Annotated in this window: 21 protein-coding genes; 12 read left to right on the top strand and 9 right to left on the bottom strand. The window is 54.8% G+C overall.

What is annotated here, in order from left to right; translation table 11 throughout:
• Window positions 1-54: 54 nt before the first annotated feature.
• Complete coding sequence (locus AC27IT_RS01775; RefSeq protein ID WP_051353887.1) at window positions 55-1,455, bottom strand: amino acid permease; 1,401 nt, start codon at window positions 1,453-1,455, stop codon at window positions 55-57.
• 305 nt (window positions 1,456-1,760) lie between these two features.
• On the bottom strand, window positions 1,761-2,609 hold the full coding sequence (locus AC27IT_RS01770) for a serine/threonine protein kinase (RefSeq protein ID WP_025845981.1): 849 nt from the start codon (window positions 2,607-2,609) through the stop codon (window positions 1,761-1,763).
• Window positions 2,610-2,718: 109 nt separating this feature from the next.
• Here AC27IT_RS01770 and AC27IT_RS01765 point away from each other — a divergent pair, with 109 nt between their 5' ends.
• The 3 genes from AC27IT_RS01765 to AC27IT_RS01755 all read left to right on the top strand — a co-directional run bounded on the left by AC27IT_RS01765 (window position 2,719) and on the right by AC27IT_RS01755 (window position 5,337).
• Complete coding sequence (locus AC27IT_RS01765) at window positions 2,719-3,837, top strand: DUF3900 domain-containing protein (protein ID WP_007786985.1); 1,119 nt, start codon at window positions 2,719-2,721, stop codon at window positions 3,835-3,837.
• 21 nt (window positions 3,838-3,858) lie between these two features.
• Window positions 3,859-4,449 carry a DUF1444 family protein gene (locus tag AC27IT_RS01760; protein WP_327920047.1) on the top strand — a complete coding sequence of 197 codons (591 nt, stop codon included), beginning with the start codon at window positions 3,859-3,861 and terminating at the stop codon, window positions 4,447-4,449.
• A 168-nt stretch (window positions 4,450-4,617) separates the two neighbouring features.
• Window positions 4,618-5,337, top strand: coding sequence for an apurinic/apyrimidinic endonuclease family protein (locus tag AC27IT_RS01755; RefSeq protein WP_310670308.1), 720 nt, complete (start codon window positions 4,618-4,620; stop codon window positions 5,335-5,337).
• 184 nt (window positions 5,338-5,521) lie between these two features.
• Here the strand turns inward: AC27IT_RS01755 and AC27IT_RS01750 are convergent, their stop codons facing one another.
• The 3 genes from AC27IT_RS01750 to AC27IT_RS01740 all read right to left on the bottom strand — a co-directional run bounded on the left by AC27IT_RS01750 (window position 5,522) and on the right by AC27IT_RS01740 (window position 7,788).
• Window positions 5,522-6,460, bottom strand: a complete 939-nt coding sequence (locus AC27IT_RS01750; protein WP_487091551.1) for a hypothetical protein — start codon at window positions 6,458-6,460, stop codon at window positions 5,522-5,524.
• A gap of 19 nt (window positions 6,461-6,479) precedes the next feature.
• Window positions 6,480-7,535 (bottom strand): DUF2515 family protein, encoded by a 1,056-nt coding sequence (locus AC27IT_RS01745; RefSeq protein WP_487091550.1) that lies wholly within the window; start codon window positions 7,533-7,535, stop codon window positions 6,480-6,482.
• A gap of 112 nt (window positions 7,536-7,647) precedes the next feature.
• Complete coding sequence (locus AC27IT_RS01740) at window positions 7,648-7,788, bottom strand: hypothetical protein (protein ID WP_007786995.1); 141 nt, start codon at window positions 7,786-7,788, stop codon at window positions 7,648-7,650.
• A 103-nt stretch (window positions 7,789-7,891) separates the two neighbouring features.
• On the opposite strand from AC27IT_RS01740, the gene AC27IT_RS01735 reads away from it, so the two are divergent.
• Window positions 7,892-8,200 (top strand): iron-sulfur cluster biosynthesis family protein, encoded by a 309-nt coding sequence (locus AC27IT_RS01735; protein WP_025845973.1) that lies wholly within the window; start codon window positions 7,892-7,894, stop codon window positions 8,198-8,200.
• Window positions 8,201-8,205: 5 nt separating this feature from the next.
• Here the strand turns inward: AC27IT_RS01735 and AC27IT_RS01730 are convergent, their stop codons facing one another.
• A complete protein-coding gene (locus AC27IT_RS01730; protein WP_025845972.1) occupies window positions 8,206-8,655 on the bottom strand; it encodes a DUF441 domain-containing protein in 450 nt (149 codons plus the stop codon).
• Window positions 8,656-8,769: 114 nt separating this feature from the next.
• Window positions 8,770-9,081, bottom strand: coding sequence for a YfhH family protein (locus tag AC27IT_RS01725; protein WP_005835742.1), 312 nt, complete (start codon window positions 9,079-9,081; stop codon window positions 8,770-8,772).
• A gap of 98 nt (window positions 9,082-9,179) precedes the next feature.
• Here AC27IT_RS01725 and AC27IT_RS01720 point away from each other — a divergent pair, with 98 nt between their 5' ends.
• Together AC27IT_RS01720 and AC27IT_RS01715 are read left to right on the top strand one after the other, a co-directional pair.
• Window positions 9,180-9,944, top strand: a complete 765-nt coding sequence (locus AC27IT_RS01720; protein ID WP_005835740.1) for an SDR family NAD(P)-dependent oxidoreductase — start codon at window positions 9,180-9,182, stop codon at window positions 9,942-9,944.
• Between the two features lie 30 nt (window positions 9,945-9,974).
• The gene (locus AC27IT_RS01715; protein WP_327945178.1) at window positions 9,975-10,442 is read left to right on the top strand and encodes a GNAT family N-acetyltransferase; all 468 of its coding nucleotides are present in this window, start codon (window positions 9,975-9,977) and stop codon (window positions 10,440-10,442) included.
• Between the two features lie 303 nt (window positions 10,443-10,745).
• On the opposite strand, the gene AC27IT_RS01710 is transcribed toward AC27IT_RS01715, so the two are convergent.
• Together AC27IT_RS01710 and AC27IT_RS01705 are read right to left on the bottom strand one after the other, a co-directional pair.
• Window positions 10,746-11,369: a cell wall hydrolase gene (locus tag AC27IT_RS01710; RefSeq protein WP_026557279.1), complete on the bottom strand. Its 624-nt coding sequence runs from the start codon at window positions 11,367-11,369 to the stop codon at window positions 10,746-10,748.
• 243 nt (window positions 11,370-11,612) lie between these two features.
• Window positions 11,613-12,317, bottom strand: coding sequence for a peptidylprolyl isomerase (locus AC27IT_RS01705; RefSeq protein ID WP_005836293.1), 705 nt, complete (start codon window positions 12,315-12,317; stop codon window positions 11,613-11,615).
• A 135-nt stretch (window positions 12,318-12,452) separates the two neighbouring features.
• Between AC27IT_RS01705 and AC27IT_RS01700 the strand changes: the two genes are divergently transcribed.
• From AC27IT_RS01700 to AC27IT_RS01675, 6 genes are all read left to right on the top strand, one after another.
• Entirely contained in the window at window positions 12,453-13,601 is a 1,149-nt protein-coding gene (locus AC27IT_RS01700; RefSeq protein WP_290426156.1) for a trans-sulfuration enzyme family protein, read from the top strand.
• 132 nt (window positions 13,602-13,733) lie between these two features.
• Window positions 13,734-14,297: an RNA polymerase sigma factor gene (locus AC27IT_RS01695; protein ID WP_007787010.1), complete on the top strand. Its 564-nt coding sequence runs from the start codon at window positions 13,734-13,736 to the stop codon at window positions 14,295-14,297.
• The gene (locus tag AC27IT_RS01690; RefSeq protein WP_487091549.1) at window positions 14,294-15,367 is read left to right on the top strand and encodes a TolB family protein; all 1,074 of its coding nucleotides are present in this window, start codon (window positions 14,294-14,296) and stop codon (window positions 15,365-15,367) included. Before AC27IT_RS01695 ends, AC27IT_RS01690 begins: the two co-directional genes overlap by 4 nt.
• A 17-nt stretch (window positions 15,368-15,384) precedes the next feature.
• Entirely contained in the window at window positions 15,385-17,622 is a 2,238-nt protein-coding gene (locus AC27IT_RS01685; RefSeq protein WP_487091548.1) for a hypothetical protein, read from the top strand.
• The gene (locus tag AC27IT_RS01680) at window positions 17,616-18,548 is read left to right on the top strand and encodes an ABC transporter ATP-binding protein (protein WP_005836304.1); all 933 of its coding nucleotides are present in this window, start codon (window positions 17,616-17,618) and stop codon (window positions 18,546-18,548) included. Before AC27IT_RS01685 ends, AC27IT_RS01680 begins: the two co-directional genes overlap by 7 nt.
• Window positions 18,545-19,411, top strand: coding sequence for an ABC transporter permease (locus AC27IT_RS01675; RefSeq protein WP_005836305.1), 867 nt, complete (start codon window positions 18,545-18,547; stop codon window positions 19,409-19,411). The genes AC27IT_RS01680 and AC27IT_RS01675 overlap by 4 nt, the downstream gene beginning before the upstream one ends.
• Window positions 19,412-19,430 lie beyond the last annotated feature (19 nt).

Below are 19,430 nucleotides of genomic sequence, written 5' to 3'. Positions count from 1 at the left end.
AAAACAAAGGAAAGAGCAGAGCAGCCGACGCAAGCGGTGCCCTGCTCTTTTTGCCTAATGCTCGTCGCGGGTGAGATTGCACTGCTGCAAAGGAATCACCTTTGTCTTTTTCACGAATTTATAGCCGAGCCAGAGCAGGAGGAACATGGGCAAGCCGATGTAGGAGACGAGAATGCCGTTCCAGTCGATCGTCTCGCCTGTGAATGCGCTGTAGTTTTGCCCGACGATAATCACCGTACAGAGAATGAAGGCGAACACGGGGCCAAACGGATACGCTTTTGCCCGATACGGCAAGTCGTTCAGATCGCGGCCTTGGGCGACATACGCCTTACGGAAGCGGTAGTGGCAAATAGCGATGCCGACCCAGGCGATGAACCCGGACATGCCGCTGGCGTTGAGCAGCCACATGTACACGACGCCGTCGCCAAACAGCGACGCCAGAAAAGCGAGCATGCCAACCGCCGTAGTCGCGTACAGCGCGCGTGTCGGGATGCCTCGCGCGTTGATTTTGCGCAAAAACTTCGGGGCTTTGCCTTCCATCGCCAAAATCCACAGCATCCGCGCCGAGGCGTACATCCCGGAGTTGCCACAGGATAAAACGGACGTGAGAATTACCGCATTCATCACGGAGGCCGCGAACGCCAGCCCCGCTCTTTCATAGACGAGCGTGAAAGGGCTTACAGAAATGTTTTCCAAATCGCCGCTCATCAGGTTCGGGTCTGTGTACGGGATGAGCAGGCCGATGATTGCAATGGACAAAATGTAAAACAGCAAAATGCGCCAAAACACTTGCCGGATAGCTCGCGGCACGTTCACCCGCGGGTTTTCGCTTTCGCCAGCCGCGACACCGACCAGCTCGGTTCCCTGAAACGAGAAGCCCGCGACCATGAACACGCCGATCATCGCCATAAAGCCGCCGTGAAACGGAGCGTCGCCGACCGTGAAGTTTTTAAAGCCGACCGCTTCGCCGCCCATGATGCCGACGATCATCATCAGCCCGATCGCGATAAAGCAGATAATCGCAATCACTTTGATGAGTGCAAACCAGTATTCCCCTTCGCCGTACGCTTTGACGGAGAGGAAGTTCAGCGCGAACAAAAGTGCGAGAAACAACGCGCTCCACAGCAAGGAAGAGCTTTCCGGCAGCCAGAACTTCATGATGAGCGCGGCAGCGGAAATCTCCACGGCGATCGTCACCGCCCAGTTGTACCAGTAGTTCCAGCCGAGCGCGAAGCCAAGCGCCGGATCGACGAAGCGGGAAGCGTACGAGCTAAACGACCCGGAAACGGGCAGGAACGTAGCCATCTCGCCCAGGCTTGTCATCAAAAAGTAAATCATGATGCAGATCAAGCCGTAAGCCGCAAGCGCACCGCCTGGCCCTGCGGAGTGGATCGTCGAGCCGCTGGCGAGAAACAAGCCTGTACCGATGGAGCCGCCGATGGCAATCATCGACATGTGCCTTGCGCGCAGCCCCTCTTTTCAACTCATACTGCTCTTTGTTCTCTCGTGTGTGCAGTGGAGTATGACTCAATATGATGCCCCCTTTTTTACAGCGAATGAAAATTTATAATATTCAGGTTACAAATAGGATAGTTGATTTGGAGCCGATAATCTATTCGACGGGGTGTCATAAAAATGGGAGTGATTATTATCCAACATGTACAAAAATCCCCTTTTTCCTCACTGGGAATTGGCTGCTGTCCATGCACATAAAAAAGCAGAGCAGCCGTTGTCGGGACGGCGCTCTGCTTTTGCCGGGGTCATGTTTGCTGCGGGCGACTCTCGCTGCGCTCGTGGCGTTGCAAGTACAGCGCAAGCTCCTGCAGCCATTCGCGAACGCTGCCATAAGGCTCGTCCATCTGGAGCAGCTTGCGAATCATGCTGCGGATTTCTGGAGACAGCGCTAGCTCCTCCTCCCAACTGCGTTCCGGCGCGCCTTCCTCGGGAGAGTAGCCGGAATAGAGCAAAAACAGGAAAAAGTGCCCAAGCGCATACAAATCGCTGGCAGGCGCCACTTCGCGCTTCAACTGTTTTTCCGACGGATAGGCGCTGAGCGATTCGGCCATGTACGTCGGCTTGTCGCCGATGAACCGCGCCAGCCCGAAGTCGATCAAATACGGCTGTCCGTCCTGCCAGATGACGTTTGGAATGCGCACATCGCGGTGGATCAGCCCCTGGTCGTGCAGATGGGCAACGAGTTGGCCGATCTGCTGCATGTAGCGGGCGCACTCGTACTCATCCACTGTGATGCCGCGCTCGAACAGCATCTCCTCCAAAGTAGGCCCTGACAAATACGTCATCACGAGAAACGAGTCTTTGCGATACGTAAAGGCGTCCAGGCAGCGAGGAAATTGCGGATGGGACAAGGAGGACAGCACCTTGCGCTCATACGCTTGCATGGCCGCTCCCTTTGGCGTATGGCGCAGGCTGGGCTTGACCTGCTTGAGCACGACCTGTTCTCCTGTAGGCGTGTGGGTGGCGAGATAGGCGATTCCGTAGCTGCCCATCCCGAGTACGTGCTGAATGTTATAAGCGCCGATCGTCGTGCCCGGGCGATAGGGCTTGTCCAGGAAGGTGTTCGTCCACCATTCTTTTACGTGCGTCCACATAGCCGCTTCTCCTCCTGTTGTCATCTTACCACGAATGGAAAAAGCCTGACCTTTTTTCGTGCAGGTTTGCTATAATCAGGTTCGGTACATGTAGACAGGAGCGACGAGTATGAATTTTATCATTGACTGGTTATCCTTTTATTTGATTGAACAGCCTGAGGAAGAAGACGGCATCAAGCAGGTGCGCATGACGCGCTACCTGGGCCATGATGAATATCAGCGCAGCGAGCTTCGCGACTTTTTGGACGGGGAGTTTGCCCGCATCGCCAAACGCAAGGTCGAAATGAATCCGAAGACGGAAGGGACGCCGACCAAGCTCGGCCAATTCGTGGTGGAGCCGGGACATCCGCTCGACTCCAATCCGAACTACGCGCTGCTGAACCGCTTGCTTGCGGCCGAGACGCCCGGCGAGAGCAAGGAGCCGTGCCAGGAGCTGGTGCAGTCGTACTTGCGGACCTCGCAGGTGCGGGGCGGCGTGCTGATTGTCGTGCGCACGCGCCTGGAGCTGCTTGATGAGCGCTACGTGTTTATTTTGAAATGCGATTTTGAACAGAAAACAGCAGTCATTACGGATGAAAAGAGCCTGATTTCCAATGTGCGTATGGCAATCAATGCGAAAAACATGAAGTCGCTGATGTATCCGTACATGATCGAATCCGGGATGAACGATCCGTATCATGTGAAAATCCATCAGTTTTCCCATGCGCGCTACTTCGAGGAATTTTTGCGCTTTATTGAATATCCGCAAACGGTGACGCAACTCGTCTCCGATGAGGTCATTTCCTTGGCCCGTCAGCATATCGAATACACGTATCCTGAGGAATCCGAGGAAAGGGTGCGGGAGGAAGAAGCGATCGAACTGATCGCAGCAAGCCCGAAGCGGGAGCTGGCGGAGAAGTGGGAGCACGAGACGGTCATGGAAGCGATGCACATCATTACCGACCGCCAGCCGGAAGTCGAACTGAAATTCAAGCTCGATCACATGCAAATTCGCACGCTGCTCGCCGATTACGGCTCGAATTTGCACATTGCCAAGGTGAACGGACGGTATTTGGTCGTGTTGGAGGGGGAGCAGCTCCAGTTTGAGCGGGGAGTGTCTCCGGTGGAGTTTGCGAAGCCAAAATCATTGGCCGAGGTCGTCAAGGAGATCGAGGAGCGCAGCAGCCACTACGCCCAGCCAATGGTCAGCATGCCAAGCGCCGTCGACGATACACCGCCTTGGGACTAAACGATGAGGGGGACTACCGCCATGCAGGAAAAAGGACTGACTCTGATCGGGCAGGAACAAAACGTGTATCCTGTCCTGCGCCATGTCTCTATCGCCGAGAAGTTTCCCGGTCGCTTTGTCGTCCGGGAGCACACAGCAGATACGCGCGTGCTGTATGCGCTTGACCGTGGCGAAGGCTACGCGCTGATTGAGACGGACCTGCTTACTCAGGCTGGTTGGACAAACGAACAGCTCCACCAGTACGCGATGGACAATTTGCAAAAGCTGCCGTACACGGTGAAAACGCAGGAAGTGGCGGGCAACCGGATTCATTTTATCAGCCCGCCGGACGGCTACGCGGCAAGCCGGATTCTCCTGGACTCTCTGCTGCGCCGGTTTGACCAAGAAAAACGTGGAGACTCGCTCGGCGTGGCCATTCCGCATCAGGATGTGCTGATCGTAGCGGACATGACAGGGGAAGTCGGCGCGAACTTGCTCGCCCGCCTGACCTACGATTTTGCCTCCAAAGGCCAGGTGCCGATTGCCGTGTTGCCGTTTTTTTGGGAGGATGGAGAGTTGACGCCGTTTCTCGTCGTCTCGCACGACAAAGACAGCAAGCCGAATAACAAGTAGAAAGCGCGAGGGGCTCTCGCGTTTTTTTGTTTTGCAGCCGGGCAAGCAGGGGTTAATGCAGGCTCTAGCGGTCGAAGTTTGTTGCTTTTTTTGTCTGAGTTATCTTGTGGTAGAATCTGACTGGAAGCAAAAATTGCCAGGCAGGTCTGAAAAAGGGAGCGTCACTATATGCACATGCGCAACTTCATGATTGGCCAATACGGTCAATTCGATCACAAAAAGTACAAACGAGACTTTAAAAAAGGGTTTTACGGAATCGAGGCGTGTCTGCTTGCCGCAGAAGAAGACGTTCAAACCTTGCAGCGGGAAGCGCAAGTTAACGGTTTTCAGATCGGCGTTCATTTTCCCCTCAGGGCGGGAGAATCTCCATTCAGGGACGCGTTGTTCATGCACCCCGATGATGGACTGCGAAGCGAAGCATTTGCGCTTGTCGAGCGCGAATTGCAGTACATGCAAGTGCTCAAGCCCGTTTATGTTTTGTTCCATTATCCAAAGCCCGTCATTTTGGATGATCGCGTCGATTGGCAAGAGTGGCGCTTTGCAGACGCCAGCGAGTACGTTTTTGAATCGGAATATTCAATTTCCGCTTTTGTGGAAAGAAGCGAGAGGTTGTTTGCTTGGCTTAGCGAAAAGGGAGAGGCGTATCAGTTTGTCCCCGTCTTGGAATTTGATGCGCTCAATCGGTACGTATATGAGACAGATGTGGTAGAAAAACTGCTTATGAAATATCCGAAGATCAAGCTGTGCCTGGACAGCGGCCGACTATTTTTGCAAGACAAAATCGACCCGCACTTCGATTCGAGGCGAGTGGTGAAGTCTCCATCTGTGGACGATGAAAGCGACGGATGTTTTTTCCCACAATCATTATCCTGTGCTGCCAGCCTGTAAGCCTGAATTTGGCTGGGCGCCAATCGAAGACTACTTGCGGATTGTGAGGGAGATAAACTCGGATGTCAAAATTATGTTCGAGCATCGCTCCGAGCTGATCGACGACAAGCAACTGATGACCTGCTACACCTGGGTGGAACAACTGCTGTACGGGGAACGGGAGCGGGCCGATAGCTAAGCCAATCTACTCGCCAAGCAACAACTCCACAAACCGTCCCGCCTCGTGAATCAGCCAGTAGGGCTGCCGCGGTCCGTATATGTACAGGTCTGTCGCAACAGTAAGCATGTTGCGCACACGCTGCTCATCTCCCATCATGCGGGCACACACGCCCATGACCATCCACGGATACGTGTCGCCAGTCACAAACGTATCGAAGCGAGGAAATGCTTTCGTTATCCGCTCATAGAGCATGGAGGGGACTGTAGGCTCGCACAAGCTGTACACAATTGGAAACGCCTGTGAGGTGACATCTGGATACCATTTTCGCCAGCCGGGATGGGAGCGGTCGTACATCGCGTACGAACGGCGCAGGCGGCTGTACATGCCGGCAATTCCGGCCTTGCAGGCGGCGGCGCGCACAGAAGCCTCCTGTGCCAGCAGCGCATTGCCGAGCGAGGCAAACAAGTAGTGCGCGTCATCCAGTCCTTTAGCGACCTCGCAATTGTCCATCAAATATTTGACGCGAAACGAATGTTTGGCCCAGGTCAGGCCGTCTGTTTGCTGCAGCCGGGCAATCCCTTGCAGCAAGTACGCGAGCACGTCCTGATTGGCTTCGAGCCAGGAGCAATCGCCTGTGCTGCGGGTCCACTCCGCGACGACAGAGAAAAAAGTCGCGTGGTAGCTGTCTTCGCTGTCGGCTGCCCCCGTGTCGAGCTCTTGTCCGCGATCGAGGCGAAAGTCGTTGATGTAACCCTCCGCATTCAAATGCTGCACATACCAATCCATGTAAGCGCGGACCGCCTCCCACTCTTGCAGCCGGACAAGCGCGATCAAGGCCAGATTGGTAAAATACGGATTGATCTGATCCCGGCCAGGTCCCAGCAGAAAAGCCCCGCCAGGAAGCTGGCAGGACAAAAGATAGTCACGTTGATGGGCAAGCAGATCGCTGCGGGCGTCGTACATAGAGGTGTGGCCTCCATACTCAGGTGAACGTTGTCACCAATTTTACGCCGTATTCCATCCAGTGCAAAGCCCGCATGTACGAGGCGGCGTCAATCGCAGGCAGTTGTGCGGGCTTTTCCACCTCCTGATGCCATTTTTCGTCCCGGAACCAGTCGCCGCCATCGGCGGGCGCGTGCTCGACGTCAGCCCAGACGGCGTGCAAGGAGGGACTGTACAGCTTGGGCTGTCCGGGCATTAGCTGGTCGCCCTCCAGTCGCAGCTCGTAGCCTTTGTCCGCTTGCCCCGAGCGGCGGCGCGGGGTAAACAGATGCGGCCAATAGTCTGCGCGCGAGCCGGTATGCGGGATGCGCGTGCAAAACGTGCGCATTTTTTCCAGCCGCTGGCGATCTGCGAACAAAAGCTGGTACAAAGTCTTCCCGATGGCGATGCGCTGGATGAGATCCGGAAAATGATGGACGTTCACTCCGGCGATACTCAGTCTTTTGTCAGTAGGGTGCGCCTTGTAGGGAAACAAAATCTGGTTGAGAGAAAAAAGCGATTGCGTAAAAAACGCATACGTGGAAAAAATGCGTTTCATCGTAAACGGTTTATGTACGACGCGCTGCTCAATGTACTGCTGTTCGTTGACGATCAGGGCGCGCGTGAGCCGCGAGCTGTCGCCTGACGCGAGGAACTCCTGCCAGTACGGCTGCATGAATACGGAGACGCCAAGTGGTGCGAGCAGCGAAGTCAAATCCTCGCCACGCCGCTTCATCTCGGCATACAGGAGCAGTTGCGGGTAGGCATCGTAAAAAATCAGCCAGTTGCTTCGTTCCAGCATCCAGAAAAACGGCTCGATTTCCGCTTCGTCCAAGATGGCGGGAAGCCATTCGCCTTTCAAATCGGTCATGTTCCAACCGCCGTTGCGCGAGACGAGGTGGGCGAGCAGCGCCCAGTGGACTTCCTCATGCTGGCGGTAAAAATTGAGATACGCCTGGGTGCGGGTGACGTTGTTGCGGTTGGCGATGTCCGTTTGCCGCCTGATCTGGGCGACGAGTCCTTGGTGGTCGAGAGAAGTAATCGTTGTCATGGTCATGAATGCTCCTTGCCTTTTGCCATTGGAACAGGCCAGCGAGGGGAAATGGGGAAATGCTTTAGTTGTTGAGAGGGTGAAAAAAGCAGGTCATGAAAAACGACCCGCTTTCGTTTCAACCAATCATTTCCAGGACCAGAAGCCGAACGAGCAATTTTTCCTTGGCTTCTTCCCACGATTTGGCGAAGATGACAACATGCTCGGATTGAAACTGGGTTTCTGCGACAAACATGCCGTCCTGTTCGTAAATGTTCATAGATGATCGTCCTTTCCGCTGCCTTTCAAGCATTGTATGCTATCATCAGAGAGATGATGCATACAAAAGTGCTGGAAAAAGCAAGCAGGAAGGTGGAAACACGGTGAGAATCAAGCTGACGAAGGAAGCTGTAGACCAATTGCAAAAAGCGACGCGACCGGTGCGGATCAACGGCGAGCTGGTAGGCGGCTGTGGAATGACGGTCGAATACGCGCTCTGGCTCGATGAGGTGACACCGCAGGATCAGGTGATACAGGTCGAGGGGATGACGCTGTTGCTCGACCCGGAGACGATCGCGTACATCGGCTCGGAGGCGCTGACGATTGACTACCGTCCGCAGCAAGGCTTTCGCCTGGTCACGCCTGAGCAAATAGTGGCTTACGGCCTGTCGCTCAAAGAGCGCTGGGGCTGACGTTTTTACTTGGGCAAAAATTGCAGGATGAACGCGAGAATCCCGGCAGCGATGAGCGGGCCGACTGCGACGCCGCGGAAAAACGTGACGCCGATGATCGTTCCGAAAAGCAGTCCCGTGACGATCAACGGATTGCCAGCCATCAGCGCCGTTCCTTTTCCCGCCAGGTAGGCGACGAACACGCCGATGACGACGGCCAGCACCGTTTGCCAGTGGGTGAACAGGTCCAGCATGGAGGCGGGAGTGATTTTTCCGCTCGCAAGCGGCGTGAGAATGCCGATCGTCAAAATGATGATGCCAATCTGCAAGCCATGCTGCTCAAGCACCGGGAAAAACCGTTCCAGCGACAGAAGCCGCATCAGCAAAAGCAGCGCTACCGCGATCGAGACGGTCGCATTATTTCCCACGATGCCGAGCGCAAGCAAAAGCAGCAGCGCAAGATTGATGACGTCCATGGCGATTGTGCTCGCTTTCGTTTTTGCCAGTAGTATATCCAGACGCGGCGGGGCTCGTGTTCGGCCAGCAAAAAAAGAGATCAGCATGCTCGTCGGCGCTGATCTCTTTTTTCATTAGTCGTACCAAAGTTCCAGCATGCCGACCGGAAAGCCGGTCTGCTCGTCCGAATCAGGAAAGCGGCCCCAGGCAAACACGCCGTTGAAATAATCAATGGTAAACGGCTGATCGTAGTTGGCGACACTGTACTTTCCGCCAATGCGAAATTCTCCCGTCCCCAAGTAATACGACTTCGCCATGAAATACTTTTGCGTAATAATGGCAAGCTGTGACTCGTCACCCAGTTTCTTTTTCTCCTCGGCTTCCACGTGCAGGCGTTCCATCTCCTCCTGCAGCTCAGCGAGAGTCATTTGACTGTACAAACGCAACGGACTGCCTCCTTTCCATACAGGTATATTGTAGCAAAAGACAGGGGAAAAGGCGATGGATGGAGAATGCTCTAACGGGAATGGAGGAGAAGAAAACAATGACACGATTTGACTTGACTGGAAAAAAAGCAATCATTACCGGAGCGGGCAGGGGCATCGGAAAAGCGCTGGCTGTCGGTCTGGCGGAGGCAGGCGCACAGGTTGCGGTCGTCTCCCGAACCGAGTCGGACTTGCAGGAAGTCGTGCAAGCGATTGAGGCAAATGGCGGGGTAGCTTGTCCGATCGCAGCGGATGTGACGGAAGCAGGGGCGGCGGAAAAAGTCGTAGCCCAAGCCCTGGACGCTTTGGGCGGCTTGCATATCCTCGTGAACAACGCAGGCATGAACATCCGGAAAAAAGCCCATGAAGTGAGCGAGGCAGAGTGGGATCGCATCATGGACCTGAACCTGAAGGCGGCGTTTTTCTTGAGCCAGGCTGCCGCGAGGACGATGTGCGAGCAGCGCTACGGACGGATCGTCAACATCGCGTCTGTCGCAGGGCTTGTGGCGCTGCGCACGGGAGTGGCTTACGGAGCGAGCAAGGCAGGCGTCATTCAGATGACGCGCGTGCTTGCGCTGGAGTGGAGCAAATTCGGCGTTAATGTCAACGCGATTGCGCCGTGGTATTTCCGCACGCCGCTGACGGAAGCGCTGTTGAATGACGAGGCGTTTGTGCAAGAAGTGTTGCAGCGGACTCCAAGCGGACGGATTGGCGATGTGGAAGATTTGGTTGGCCCTACGATTTTCCTTTCGTCCGATGCGGCTGCCTACATATCCGGTCAAACGATTGCGGTAGACGGCGGAATGTCCGTGTACGGCTTTTGACGATTCGCAATGAAAAAGGAGACGGCAACCATGAATATGCGCATCGCAAGCGCCAAAGACGCACCGATTTTGACTTCGCTCATGCACGCCGCGTTTCAGGCGGCGGTTCCGCCATCGAGCGCCCTTTCGGAGACGGTGGAGGATGTCGCGACACAACTGGCAGAGGGGAGAGAACAAGCGGCCATTTGCTGGGAGGACGATCATCCGGCAGGGATGGTGCGGTTTCAGTGGAAAGCTGACTCGCTTTACTTTTTCCGGCTCTCCGTCGATCCTTCCCGGCAAGGCAGAGGAATCGGCCGTTCGATCATTCGCTGGCTGGAAGCGTGGGCGGCCCAAAACGGAAAAGCAGCGTTGACTTGCCGAGTGAGGATGGAAATGGAAGCAAACATGAGGCTGTACCGTTCGGAAGGCTTCGTGGTGACGCAGGAGGAAATCGTGCAAAGGGAAGGGACGACAGGCATCCCTACTGCGCATATGCGAAAAACCATCGGTAACTAGCAAAAAAAAGGGGCATTCCCGCAGGGGGAATGCCCAATTATTTGGGGGCGATTGAGAAAAGGCACGATTGGCGCATGTGACTGGATTGCTCTCACCCAATACAGTCAATCAGCCAGCTACTGTTAGCGTAGGCATACGTAGATGGAACACTTCGATCTACCCATGCTTACGTTAAAGAAGTCATTCTAGGAAGAACATCGTACTTTTTCTCAATGCGTTGAAAAAGTGCTTACACTGACAAGATATCAGCTAAAAGTAAAATTGTGATAAAATGAAAATAAAGTATTATTAAATTTTTCGCGATTAACGGGCAAAACGGTGGTTGCCGATCACGACTGTCTGGGGCCTGGACCAGATCCATTTGGATGTGGCGGTATCAGGATTGAAGAAGTAGAGGGAGCCATTGGTCGGATCCTTTCCATTCACCGCATCCGCGACTGCCCGTCTGGCGCTCTCATTTGTTTGGGACGAGAGTCTGCCGTTACGGACTGGCGAAAACGCGTTGGGAGCGAAAATGACCTCCCGTACCGTATTTGGAAATTGTGAAGAAGCTACCCGATTCAATACGACAGCGGCAATCGCTACCTGTCCCTCATACGGTTCACCCCGGCCTTCCGCATAGACCAACCGGGCAAGCAGTTCCATATCCCTATCTGAAATTTTTCCTTTTCCATGCCGAATCACTTTGCGGCGATCGTCCCGGCTGACCTGGACAGAATCGCGCTTTACTTGTGTGGCAGGGATAGCAGTTTTTGTTTCCTTTTTGGCAGCCTGTACGGGAGCCGCTGTGGCTTGTACCGGAACAGGCGCTGTTTTCTTCACGTGAGGTGCCGAAGCGCTCGTCGGCGTGACGAACAGGCACAGAAGAAGCAAGGCAAAACTGTTGAGAAAGAAGAAAAAGCGCATTCGCGCTTCTCGTGTCTTCATGGTGAGAACCACTCCTTTTCGCTTTTTGCTTTTGATTGCGGAAGCGAATCGGGTCTTTAGCAAGTCTAGCGGGAATGGTTGGATAGCGCAAGAGGAAATTGGTCCCACGGTACTATTTACTAAAACAGAAAGTTGTGAAAATGAGGGGGGCGAAAAGCAGCAGATGCTTGTATCTCCTGTGCTCTCAAAGCAAAACACCACTGTGCAAGCACAGTGGTGTTTTGCTGTTCTAGTCTGAAAGTCTTACTTTTCGGTAATGGTTACGGTGTTGATTTTGATCGGTTGCTCTGGCACGCTCAGTTCGCCCGTTTGCGGATTTTTCTTCACTTTCGTGCCCGCAATTTTTTGCACGACATCCATTCCGCCTACGACTTTTCCGAAAATGGTGTAATTCGGTACGTTTTCCAAACCTTCTACATCTTTTCCGGAACCGATGAAAAATTGGCTGCCGTTTGTGTTGCGTCCAGCGTTAGCCATCGCGACCACGCCGACTTCGTATTTGTGGCCGTTTTTCAGCTCGTCCTCGAACGTGTAGCCAGGGCCGCCGGTTCCGTTGCCCAGCGGATCGCCCGTCTGGATCATGAAATCTTTGATGACGCGGTGGAAAGTCAGACCGTCGTAAAACTTGTCTTTGGCCAAAAAGACGAAGTTGTTCACGGCAATTGGCGCGTCTTTGGCGAACAGATCAATCGTAATGTCTCCCATTGTAGTGGAGATTTTCGCTTGATAAGTCTTGTTTTTGTCGATCTGCATGGCAGGAGCTTTGTCGTACTTTTTCTCGCCAGTAGGGCCTGGAGGCTGGGCAGGCTCCTTGGAATCAGGTTTTGCAGTTGGCGTAGTCGGCTGAGTAGGCTCTGTCGGAGCCGTTTCGTTGCTTGCACTGGAACAACCCGTAACCAAGGCGATTGCCATCAGACATGTGAACAGGGTCATGAAAAACTTTTTCATCTTGTGCACCTTCCTTTGTTTCTTACCTATTGGGTAGTTCGGTTTCGAATTATAGCACAAATGGACAGGCAAATGCCAATCAGCTAGTCTGTCCAGCTTCTGGCATGGTATGATGGTAGAAAAAGGGTGATCGACGTGGGCGAACGATTCGAAACGACTACCGTGCATATTGGACACGCGCCTCTGAGGCAAGCGGAGAGCAAGTCTACCCCGATTTACCAGACATCTGTTTTTGCCTTCGATAGCCTGGAAGAAGTCGAAAAGTACTACGCGGGCGAAGGCGAATATTTGTACACGCGCAACGGCAATCCGAACCAGGCCGAGCTGGCTTTTGCCGTTGCCCGTCTGGAGCAAGCGGAGGCGGGGGTCAGCGCGGCATCCGGCATGGGGGCGATCATGGCTGGCTTGCTTTCGATCCTCTCCCCCGGCGATCACGTTCTCGCCTCTCACGAAATATACGGAGGCACTTACGCGTTGCTGCAAAAAGAACTGTCGCGTTTTGGCATCGAGCTGGAGTGCATCGTGCTTGACGAGGGGACCCATTTGGCGAGCCGCGTACGGCCTACGACAAAGCTGTTTTTCTTGGAAACGATTACCAATCCGCTGCTCACGGTGGTCGATCTGCCTTCCTGGATTCGCCAGGCAAAAGAACTCGGCCTGTTTGTCATGGTCGACAATACGTTTGCGACGCCGTATCTCGTCCAGCCGATCACCTTTGGCGCGGATTTGGTGGTGCACAGCGGAACCAAGTACATCGGCGGGCACAGCGACGTGACGTGCGGTGTGCTGGTCGGAAGCCGTCCGCTCATCGAGCGCGCGACGGAAATCGTCGTCAATTACGGCGCGTCCCTCAGTCCGTTCGAAGCGTGGCTGGCGGCGCGCGGGCTGAAGACGTTGGCGGTCCGAATGGAGCGGCAATGCGACAATGCGCGCGAAGTGGCCAGGTTTTTGCAAAGCCATCCGGCTGTCAGCCGCGTCTACTACCCGAGCCAGGAGGCGACGTCGTTTTTCGCCAGACCGAAGCAAGGGGCGATGGTGTCGTTTGCGCTTCGGGATGAGAGTGAGATTTACGAGTTTTACCGGGCCCTGGACTGGATCCAGTTCGTGCCGTCTCTGGCCGGAGTAGAGACGAGCGTTTCCCATCCGGTTACGACCTCGCATCGCGCTTTTTCCGAGGAACAGCGGCAGGCGACCGGGATTACGATGGGACTGGTCCGCATATCTGTCGGGATCGAGGCCATCGACGACATTTTGAGCGAGCTTGGCCGTGCTTTAGGGAAGTAATTGAAAAAAGGATGGTCCGTTGTAACTTCTTGACGGGCCGTTCGTATAACTTAAATAGGATGGAGCCGGGAGGAATGGCGTGCTTGTATCCCGGCTCGATGCAACAAAATGGGAGAAACCGAGGAAACCGCAATGGGAATGGCGATAAAGCGTTCCGCGCAACCATCGGACCCAGCATCTGGAGACTATTACGAATCTCGTCCTTTTACCGAACTGTACGACGAGTATTTCGACCGCGTGAACCGTTATTTGCGCTGCCGTGTCCAGAGTACGTGGGATGCCGATGATCTGACCACCGTGGTCTTTTTGAAAGCGCTGGAAAAATTCGATCAATACAGCAGAACGAGTCCGTTTGCCTCCTGGATATTCCGTATTGCTCACAATACATACGTGGACTTTATGCGAAAAAACAGGGAGCTTCCCGTCGACCAGGAGGACTTTTTGGGAAGCGAACCGGATGATACGTGGCAGCCGGAACGGCAGGCGTTGACCAACGAGGAAATTCGCCTGCTTCGTGACCGGCTGGACTTGTTGTCGCAGGATCAGAAGGATGTCCTCATGCTTCGCTATTTTGCCGACCTGAAAATCAGTCAGGTCGCTGAAGTGCTTGGCAAGACAGAATCGAGCATCAAAATGATCTCCTATCGGGGCTTACAAAAACTTCAGAAGATGTACGAAAGGGGGGACTCCGAATGAGAGAGGAGGAGAAATACCCCCAAGGTCACAATGACGATCAGACTGTAGCTCAACTCCTGACCCATTTGAAGCGTATGCGCCGTTCTGTCCCTGTCAACTACCAGTTGAAGGCTGATTTGAGAAAGCAGTTGCTGGAACGAATGAAAGAACTGGAAGCAAAAAAAGGGAAGGCTCAAGGAGGACAACAGCCGTGGAAGAGACGCAAGCTGCTCTGGATTAGCTGTGCGGCGCTGGTTGTTGCGCTGTCCGTCGGGGTTTGCCTGTGGTGGGGCAGAGGTGCCGTGACGATCCAAAAGCATGAGGTGCTCACTTTGCCTGCCGAATCGTCTGTGGAACAGGTGGATATCGACAGGTCCGCGACACAGATTGCCTACATCGCCCATCAGTCCGAGCTGCGGACGCTTCCGATTGACGGCGACACAAAGCCTGCCACTGTCAAATTGCCTCCGACAAAAGGCAAGTACGTGGCGGTGGCCTGGTCGAACCAGGGCAAGCAAATCGCGGTTGTCGAGCAGGCCGAGCAGATGTCCCGGCTGTGGATCGTGGAGCTGCCAACGGCGTACAGCATGGGCAGCAGTCGTCTTTTAAAAGAAGAAGAAGGCGTCGCCTACAGCTCTCCAAGCTGGTCGCAGCATGACGACTCGATTGCCTATACCCGCTCGAAAGGCGGCAATGACGAAATTTGGGTCAGCAGCACCATTTCCTTTCAGGAATGGAAGCTGACCGAGGGCTCGCAGCCGGAATGGTCCCCAGATGGACGCTTTTTGGCGTTTCGCAAGGAAGGGGCCGTGCAGGTCATGGAAATGCGTACAGGGCTGATTTCGATGCTCGGACAAGGCCAGTGGGCTTCCTGGCGCTCCGAGCAGGAGCTGACCTATACGCAGCCGGACGGCCAGTTAATGGTAGCCAACGTGGGAGACGAGCCTTTCGTGACAAAAGAGCTGCAACTGCGCAACCAGCATGCTGCCGAGCTGATCCGCGGGAATTGGGCGGCAAAAGGAAAGCAAATCTTGCTTATTTCGCGTGAAAGTCAGCCGCGGGAGCTGGTTGTTTCACTGGCGTCACGATAACGAGCGGAGGAACAAGCATGAAATGGAAATGGATGTTGGTCTTTGCGGTCGCCTGGTTCGGCCTGGTCTTTGCGGGACAGCCGGCGCTGGCGGAGAACAACATGGATATAGAAGTGAATTTGCCTTTGGGCGGCATCGTCAAGTACGAATCATGGGTGCGGCTCGGTGTGACGATCACCAGCCAGGAAACAGACATCTCGGGCTTCGTGGAGCTGTCGCGAAAGCCTCTGTCCAAAAATTTGCGGCAATCGAACTTTCGTCGGCCCGTCAAGCTGGAACAAGGCAAGAGCACGACGCTGTTTTTCGACTTGCCGATGCAAATCTTGCTCGATAACTGGTACGTTCACGTCACGCAAAACGGACAGGTCCTAAAATCCGAAAAGCTGCGCCTCCCTTATCCGAAAGACGGGCAGACGATCGGCGTCGTGGATGAGGGCGGAAACGCGTTTCATTTTCTCGCGGTGAACGCCTCCCAATCGAAAATGAATCGGCCGATCTCGGTGCAAAACTTGACTCCGGACATGCTTCCGGACCAGTCGTGGATGTACGAGAGTCTCGACGTGCTGGCGATTAGCGGCAAGCAAGGAGCGTTGATCGACGACGCGCAGCTTGCCGCGATCAAGGAGTGGATCAAGCTGGGAGGAGTCGTCATCCTGTCGGCAGGGCCGGGACAGGATGGACTGGTGCAAAGGTTCGCGGACATTTTGCCGATTCAGGCGGGACAAAAAGGGAGCGTGCCACTTGCAGAGGCGCTACGCACGTATGCAGGTGACAAGCCCGCCCCGCCCGGCAAGCTGGGCGTGTACAACAAGGAGATGCCGCTATATGTCGCGAAAAAGAGCGGCCAAGGAGTTTTTCTGTTCGTCAACTACGATGTGACCGCTGAGCCGCTGGCTTCCTGGCAGCACAATTTGCCGTTGTGGCAAAACGTCATGGTCCAGCAAGGCGTGACGACTGTGTTGGAAAACAAGCGCTATTTCGACCAGATGTCGCGTTCTTTGTTGGAGCTGAGCAAAAAAATCCCCGACGTGCAAACTCCGCCTCCTGTCTGGATGGTGGTCATGTGGGGCGGCTATGTGCTTTTGGTGGCGCCGCTGGCTTATTTCGTGCTGAAAAAAGCCGGCAGACGGGAATGGGCGTGGGGAATCATTCCGGGAGCGGCCATTCTGCTGACGGTCGGGATTTTCGCGATCGGAAAGCCGCTCGTAGTGAAAACGAACGTCAGCTACACGATTTCGGAAATCAGCGTTTTGGATGAAAAGTTGGCCAAAGTGCGAACCGGGACTACTTTTTTGGCAGTCGACAAGGACGGCTATGACGTGATCGTGGAGCCGTCGATTGTCGCTGTTCCGTTGACGCAGGGCCGAAACGACTACGAGCCGGAAGGAATAACAGACGGTTCACGGCTGTTGTCTTACCGCAATCTGCCGTACCTGACTCCGAAACAGGCAATCGGCTTTGGCGTCATGCACGACATCGGCGCGTTTGAGGTGGATGTGCATGTCGAGGAGAACAGGCTGGTCGGACAGGTGAAAAACAACACGGTGTACTCCTACGAGCAGTCGTTTCTCGAGGTCGGCTTGCAGCGTATTCCGATTGGCGCGCTGAAAAAAGGAGAAGAGAAACAGATTGACGCCGTGCTGGAGTCGCTGTTTATGCCGCGGGATCAGCAGCAGGACGAACAAGATTCGCCCGAAAAACGGCGCAAAGAAATGCAGGAGAACATCATCGGCTATGCCCAGGGCGGCCAGGTGCGGCTGATCGGGATTACGACAGAGCCGGTTCCGCTGATGAAAATGCAGGAGCCGCATCAGGCTCACTACTGGAATGTCGTCAACCAGACGGTCCAACTCCAGCCGCAAGCCGAAGGAGATGTGATCCTGCCGTACGGACTGCTCAATGCAGAGCTGTTTGAAGCGAGCGGCGACTACGAATCGAACTCGGGCTACCTCTGGCAGCTCGGAAAAGGAAGCATTACGTTTGAATTGCGGACGGACGCGACGAACCTGGAGTTGAAGCGGTTGCTTGTTCCGCTTGACCACAGTTCGTACCGCCCGTTCCGAATCGAGTACTTCCACCAGAAAAGCGGGAAGTGGCGGACGGTGGAGCACGGGACAAAGCTGGTGCTGGAGCAAGAACTTCAGGATGCCTTGACAGCCAACCGCACGCTGTTGCTTCGTTTTTCCAACAGCACAGCTTCGCGCCTGTCGCTGCCAACGCCGTTTTTCCAGGTTGAAGGGGTGAGAAAGTGGTAATTGAAACCGTGCATCTGGGGAAGCGCTACGGTACCCTGCAAGCTTTGTCAGACTTGAATCTGTCCATCGCGCCGGGAAAAGTGTTCGGCTTCATCGGCCCGAATGGCGCCGGAAAATCGACGACGATGCTGATTTTGTCCACGCTGCTGGAACAGAGCGAAGGCGAAGCGTACGTCTGCGGCTACAACGTTCGCAAGGACCCGGCCAGCGTGCGCCAGTCGCTCGGCTACATGCCCGACTTTTTTGGCGTGTACGACAACTTGACGGCTGTGGAATATTTGGAGTTTTACGCGGGCGCCTTTAAAATCCCGGCGCGCAAAAGACGCTCGCTCGTAGCCGACCTGCTGGAGCTGGTCAACCTGGCGCACAAGGCGGATGCGTTTGTCGATTCCTTGTCGCGGGGGATGCAGCAAAGGCTGGGGCTGGCGAGATGCCTCGTCCACGATCCGGCGGTCCTGATTCTCGACGAACCGGCGTCTGGCCTGGACCCGCGGGCGCGCATCGAGCTGCGGGAGATTATCAAGCAACTGCGCGAGATGGGCAAAACGATTCTCATCAGCTCGCACATTTTGCCGGAGCTGGCCGAGCTGTGCGATGATATCGGCGTGATCGAAAACGGGAAACTGATCGCGTGCGGCTCTGTCCACGAAGTAAGCAGCAGAGAGACAGGCGGAAGCGTCATGCAGCTTCGCGCGCTGCGCAACCTCGACAAAGCGGCGCTGCTGTTGGAAAGCTCGCCGCATGTGAACCATCTGGAGGAATACATGGGCGGCTTCCGCTTTTATTTTCAGGGCGCCGAGCAGGAAAAGGCCGACCTGTTGCAAGAGCTGATCGACGAGCAGGTGGCGGTCGTCTACTACGGTGACGCGAAGAAAAACTTGGAGGACGTTTTCATGGCGATTACGGAAGGAGTCGGTATGGAATGAACGGCTTCCTTTTCAACCCGATTCTCGTCAAGGAAATGCGCGAGCGGTTTCGCTCCCGGAAAACGGTGTGCATCCTGGCGATTTACCTGCTCATCATGGGCGGGATTCCGCTTGGTTTTTTGCTGACAGATACGTTGCGGGCAGAGGCGCTGGGCGAGAATCGCAACCTGTTTCTCATATCGGCGGCGATTCATTATGCGATGGTCTGCTTTGTCGCGCCTGCCCTGACGGCGGGGGCCATCAGCGGCGAGCGCGAACGGCAGACGCTGCACATTTTGCTGACGACGCAGTTGTCGCCTGCCACGATTGTGTGGAGCAAGCTGATTACGTCGCTGGCTTTTTCCACGCTGTTGCTCGTCGCCTCCATGCCGCTGTACAGCATTGTCATGCTGTACGGCAGCGTGTCGCCGGAGCAGATGGCGCAGTTGATTCTGTTTCTGGCCGTCAACATTTTCTTTTTGGGCTCGCTTGGGCTGTTTTGCTCGACATGGATCAAACGCACCTCGATTAGCACGATTACTTCGTACGGGATCGCTTTCTTTTTCGTCGTCGGAACCGGGCTGCTCTTTTTCTTCATCGGCGAATGGCTACAGCAAAGCTACCCGGACATGTACCCCGATCAAGGCGTCTGGAATTTGCCGGAGCTGCAAGTGCTGGCGGGGATGAATCCGATCATCGTCCTGTTTGGCATACTGGGAGAGACGCTGGACCACTCCGAGCAGCTCGCCTTTTCGCCGTGGCTGTTTTTTTCCTGCTTTTACGTCGTGCTGGCACTATTGCTGATGGTGTGGAGCGCGTATTTGCTCAAGCCGATCCGGCGAAAATGGTGGAGTTGGAAGAAATGGTCTGTTCGTGTAAAATGAAGGGTGTGTGTCGGAAAAG

Source organism: Brevibacillus sp. YAE8, from assembly GCF_057543335.1.
Note: the sequence above shows the minus strand (reverse complement) of the source record. Positions and strands in the feature narration are given on the sequence as shown.